Origin of the sequence: Pseudoalteromonas sp. TB25 (assembly GCF_000497995.1) — a bacterium.
In the GTDB taxonomy this organism is placed as follows: domain Bacteria; phylum Pseudomonadota; class Gammaproteobacteria; order Enterobacterales; family Alteromonadaceae; genus Pseudoalteromonas; species Pseudoalteromonas distincta.
On sequence record NZ_AUTI01000135.1, the window covers coordinates 1 to 5,092 of the forward strand.

A 5,092-nucleotide genomic window follows, 5' to 3' on the forward strand; every position below is an offset into this window, starting at 1 on the left:
TGGCTGCGATATAATTCTGTGTGCAACAGGGTTGGGTGGTGGTACTGGGACTGGCGCTAGCCCTTACATAGCAGAGCTTGCTAGTGAGCAAGGTAAGCCCATAATATTTGTTGCTACATTGCCGTTTAGTAGTGAAGGCGAGTTTAGAGGCAATATAGCGCAAACTGGTCTAAATGAACTCAAAGAGCATGCTAATGCGGTTATCACACTCCCAAACGACCAACTGATTGAAGTGCTAGGTAACGATATTGGCTTATTCGATGCGTTTAAACATTCAAACCAAATACTACATTCACTGATAAAATCATTAATCGATATGCTTTGTTTTCAGGGACTTATTAATGTTGATTTAAACGATTTTGCCAAAATTATGGATTGCCAGGGTGATGCAGTACTAGGTGTTGGTAAATGCGATGAAGAAAGCGAGCTTACTACTGCACTTGATGGGGCACTTAATAACCCACTGGTTAATCAAGTTGATATGTCATCAAGTACCGGTGTAATAATACAAGTAAATTGCAAAGATGAAATTTCACTAGGTAGTTATAACCTCATTACCGATACAGTGCGTCAGCAGGTAAGCCCAATCGCCTTAGTTATTTGTGGTGTTTCAAAAATAGAAAGCCTAGCAACTAACTATGAGTTACTGGTAATTGCTACGGGAGCCAGTACTAAAATGGTTACGGATGACCTTCGTAAAGAAAAAAAGCCTGAGGAAAAAGCTAACAAGGCTAGGCCAAAGCCATCTGATATTTTTGACATCCCTGCTTATATCAGGACTAAATCGCCAGCCCCACAAAAAGGGTTATAAGATTGTAACTATTCACCAAGACAAATTATTTTCTAAGGATCTTTTTTAGCTATTGACTGATCCTGCCAGTATGCCAAGCTAGAGCTATTACCCTATCGCTCTAGCTTTAATGAATTTAAACAGCATAAATATCACTGAAATAGTTGAGCAAACTAAAACTCAGTTACAAGAAGATAAAACACTCTCGCCAGCGTTGAAGATGTCTATTGAACTCATTCTTGTTGTCGTTGTTATGCTAGCTAGTAAATTAGGACTTAATAGTCAAAATAGTAGCATTCCTCCATCAAAAGATATCAACCGAACAAAGCCAACGAGAGAGAAGTCAGAAAAATCAGCTGGCGGACAAAAAGGCCGAGTAGGTAAAACGCTGACTCAAACAGAAACACCTGATGAGGTACAAGTCATTTTAGTTGACCGAGATTTTTTACCTAAAGGTCACTATCGTGAGGTGGGTTTTCAAAAGCGACAAGTCGTCGATATAGATATCAGTAAAGTGGTGACCGAATACCAGGCTCAAATCCTTGAGAATGAGCAAGGGAAGCGGTTTGTTGGTGAATTCCCCCAAGGTGTTAACGGTCCTATTGAATATGGTGTTGGTGTGAAAGCCCATGCGGTTTACTTATCACAATATCAATTACTCCCTTATAACCGCATTGAAGAATACTTTAGTGACCAACTAGGTATTCCGATCAGTGCCGGCAGTTTATTTAACTTTAATGAACAAGCAGCGGCACTGGTAAAGTCATCGGGCGCAGAAGGTATCATCAAAGCGGCATTACAAAGCCCGCATCAAACTTTGCATGTTGATGAGACTGGCATTAATATCGGCGGTAAACGGCGATGGCTTCATGGTGCATCAACGACTTGGTGGACTTATTTTTATCCTCATGAAAAAAGAGGAAAAATAGCGATGGATGAGGCCGGTATTTTACCGCACTTTACCGGTGTGCTATGTCATGACCATTGGAAGCCATATTATCAATATACCCAATGCCAACATGCATTATGTAATGCTCACCACATCCGAGAATTAGAAAGGGCTTGGGAGCAAGACGGCATGCAATGGGCGAAGGATATGCAAACCTTACTTAAAGAAATGAATAAAGCTCAAATAGATAATCCCGACCTAGATAAAGGGGCTAAACAGAAATATCGTGAGCAATATCAAAAAATATTGCTTCAAGGTGACGCTAAATGTCCACCACCAGAAAAAAGTAGCCGAGTGGAAGGTCAGCGAGGCCGATTAAAGCGAACCAAATCCCGAGCATTATTGGAACGACTAAGAGATTATCAAGATGATGTTTTACGTTTCATGATGAGCCCTGGCGTGCCATTTACCAACAACCAAGGCGAGAATGATATTAGGATGACCAAGGTTCATCAAAAAATATCGGGGTGTTTTAGAAGTAAGCAAGGAGCTGAAATGTTCTGCTTGCTGAGAAGCTATTTATCGACTTGCAGAAAACAATATGTATCTGCAAGCCTAGCCCTTGAGTTATTATTCAAAAATCAGCTGCCTGATATATTCATTTCAGATGAGGCTGAATAGTTACATAAGATTTTCTTATAACTATTATTTTATAAGGTCTACAGCTTCAAGTAGCTCTAAAGTTGTTAAAAATAATTCTGCGTACAGAAATGTGTGCAGAAACGACTTCTACCCCCTGAGCAGCTCGTTTTTATTGTGGGTCTCATAATCGTGCCAATAGATTGTTGCTTGATTTTGCTCTTGATATGCCATGCTGAAAACCCTGAGTAGTTAACTTAAAAGCGCTTAAATACGCGCCAAGTTACTAAAATAATGAATTATTTAGATTATGGCATATGGGCGAGGGAGTTTATAGGTTTGGGTGATAAATGAGGTTACGTATATTCCTAGTCGAAAGTAATTTTTTTACAATTTTAATCTGAGGTAAGATATGAAGTAAGAATATTCAAAAAGATACTTAAGGAAGATTGCATCTTTTGAGGTTTAGAGCATGGTGAAAGTTGCGTGATCAAATATTTGTTTCAAGTAATGGTGAAGTTTAATTAAATTATGACTTATAAAACAACAATACAAATCCTTTTCTTACTTTTATTATCTAATAATGCATTAGCTAAATTGACTGTCGTCAAAGTAAATGGCTTTGACGTTGAATACGAGCTAGGTGGTAAAGGTAAACATACTATTTTACTCGAAGCGGGTGGTTCTGCTGGTTTAAGTGATTGGGACCCGATTTTTGAATCACTTACCAAGCACGCTAAAGTTATACGGTATTCTCGTATTGGTAATGGCGGCTCTGCACAAATAAAGAAAAACTATAGCTCAGAAGAATATGCAGCTGAGGCTGTGTTATTACTTAAAACACTGAAAATAGAAGAGCCTGTTGTGTATGTTGCGCACTCTTATGGTGCTTATATTGCGCGCGATTGATTTGCCACGCGCTGAAAAAGAAATTGCAGCAATAAAGCTTGATGACATGAAAAATGGCATGTCGAATCAGTATTTAGATTTTTGGGCAAAGCGCCCGCTGCCTGATTATCCACAAATTGCTGATATACCCGTGACTGTTATCGCCTCAGTTAAAAAATATAAAAAGCCATCGGTATTATTTTTTACCGACAAAGCGCGTGAAATGTGGGGCGACTTACATTCAAAGTGGGCTAATGCCTTTCCTCAAGGTGAAATAGTTATAACAAATAAAAGTTATCACTACCCGCAAAAAGATGAGCCAGAAATGGTTGTAGCCCAAGTAGTTAAGTTGCTTGAACGCACTAAATAAGGTGTGGGTTTGGTTGCTGATTGTATAAATACCAATTGCCGTAAATTAGTAATTTGGCATTAGACTAAAGTCTATAAGTTAATTTTCTTCACTTATTAGGTTTGTTTTAATCGTTTGTAGGTTTTGTGTTAATTCTCTAAAGTTCAGTTGTCGGCAACAAGCACGGCTAACTTAACAGGACAATAATCATGAAAACTTTTATCAAAACTATCGCTCTTAGCTCACTACTTACATGTTCAGCTGCTGCAATGGCTGAGCAAAGTGATTACAAATTAATGGTTATTGAAACTGCAACAGCGCCACAGCCACTTGAGCAATCATTTAATAGCTGCGCACTGAATGTTAAGTCAAAAAATTACGCTGAGGCTGAAGCAATTTGTACTAAAGCAATTGCGCTTTTAAAAGACGCAGATGGCCCTAAATTTAAAGTACGCCAACTTACGTCATTCGCATTAAGCAACCGTGGTGTTGCACGTTTAAAAGCGAATAACGACACTGCAGGCCTTGCTGATTTATACGAAGCAAACCAAATGTCTACAAGTACAATGGTATCGCACAACTTAACTCGCGCTAAAGAAGAGCTTTCTTTATAAACACTTTATAAAGTGCTTACCAAAAGCATGTTATAAAATAGCGAGAGTAAAAAAGCCCATGTTAGGTTAATTCCTAACATGGGCTTTTTTGTTTTATTAAATGCGTAAGTTAATACCTTAAATACGTTAATAGAGTAGGGTGTGTATTTATAATTAATATTTTGGGTATGCTTGTTTAGGCTACACGAATATAATGCGAGATAACCGTATAAAAATAATAACCCTTCTGCTTTGCTTTTTTTGAGCAAGGCATCATCAAATAAATATTGAGATTTAAACCATGGCACCAGGAACCAGCCTAAGCGTACTTGAAATAAGTGCGATATTTTTATCAATTACCGCGTTACTCACCTATGTAAACCATCGCTTTATTGGCTTGCCAACAACCATTGGCGTTATGGTTATTTCGATGCTTTTATCTATCGGCGCTATATTTTTGGGCTTTTTAGGGTTTGATGATCTTATAGATTACGAAGTGAGCTTGCTCGATCAGTTAGATTTTACTGAAGTTTTGCTCGATGGCATGCTCTCTATGCTACTTTTTGCTGGGGCGCTACATGTAAATGTTAGCGATTTAAGGCGCTATAAGTTGCCAATAGGTATTTTGGCCTGTATGGGTACGTTGCTATCTACGGTTATTATTGCTGGTGCGCTTTATTTAGTACTTCCTTTGCTTGGTTTTGATTTAGCATTTATTTGGTGTTTATTGTTTGGCGCATTAATTTCGCCAACCGATCCGATTGCGGTAATGGGAATTTTACAATCTGCGGGTGCGCCTAAAAGTATTGAAACCGTGATTGCAGGTGAATCGTTGTTTAACGATGGTATTGGCGTGGTTATTTTTGTGCTTTTATTGGGTGTTTTATCAAGTGGTGATATTCCTACAACTTATTATGTAGCACACACGCTGGCGGTAGAAGCCG

At 38.6% G+C, this 5,092-nt stretch carries 4 protein-coding genes and 1 pseudogene; all 5 read left to right on the top strand.

All coding sequences use genetic code 11. The features are described 5' to 3' along the window. A partial coding sequence (locus L652_RS0102925; protein WP_024603267.1) for a cell division protein FtsZ occupies positions 1-811 on the top strand: 811 nt, incomplete at its 5' end. A gap of 109 nt (positions 812-920) precedes the next feature. After that, positions 921-2,360 carry an IS66 family transposase gene (locus L652_RS0102930; RefSeq protein WP_024596465.1) on the top strand — a complete coding sequence of 480 codons (1,440 nt, stop codon included), beginning with the start codon at positions 921-923 and terminating at the stop codon, positions 2,358-2,360. Positions 2,361-2,849: 489 nt separating this feature from the next. Further along, a pseudogene (locus L652_RS01000000123185) lies at positions 2,850-3,576 on the top strand (alpha/beta hydrolase). Between the two features lie 188 nt (positions 3,577-3,764). Further along, positions 3,765-4,169 carry a hypothetical protein gene (locus L652_RS0102940; protein WP_024596464.1) on the top strand — a complete coding sequence of 135 codons (405 nt, stop codon included), beginning with the start codon at positions 3,765-3,767 and terminating at the stop codon, positions 4,167-4,169. A gap of 280 nt (positions 4,170-4,449) precedes the next feature. After that, positions 4,450-5,092 (top strand): cation:proton antiporter (locus tag L652_RS0102950; RefSeq protein WP_024603268.1); only part of this gene is annotated, 643 nt, incomplete at its 3' end.

Coding starts and splice junctions, on each gene's coding strand:
- L652_RS0102930 (WP_024596465.1), top strand. CDS start 921: ATGAATTTAAACAGCATAAATATCACTGAAATAGTTGAGCAAACTAAA.
- L652_RS0102940 (WP_024596464.1), top strand. CDS start 3,765: ATGAAAACTTTTATCAAAACTATCGCTCTTAGCTCACTACTTACATGT.